Raw genomic sequence first — 232 nt, 5'->3', positions numbered from 1 at the left:
TGAAAAGAGGTTTTTTTAAATGGGACGCCAACGAACGATTGACAGAGATAAACTACTTGATGCAATTTTTGACATTGTTATGGAGCAAGGGGCTGCGGCTTTAACCATTGATACTGTTGCAAAAAAAATGGGCATTTCTAAAGGTGGTGTGCAATATTGTTTTAGTAGTAAAGAGGCCATGATTGATGCCATGTTTGAACATTGGGAAGGTCATTATGAAACCCGTTTTAAT

The 232-nt window shown here is 37.5% G+C and carries 1 protein-coding gene; it reads left to right on the top strand.

Annotated elements, in window-relative coordinates; all coding sequences use genetic code 11:
• Positions 1-19 precede the first annotated feature (19 nt).
• Positions 20-232 (top strand): TetR/AcrR family transcriptional regulator (locus M983_RS16795; protein ID WP_157091996.1); only part of this gene is annotated, 213 nt, incomplete at its 3' end.

Source organism: Proteus myxofaciens ATCC 19692, assembly GCF_001654855.1.
Taxonomy (GTDB): Bacteria; Pseudomonadota; Gammaproteobacteria; order Enterobacterales; family Enterobacteriaceae; genus Proteus; species Proteus myxofaciens.
This window is presented reverse-complemented; position numbering and strand designations above follow the sequence as displayed.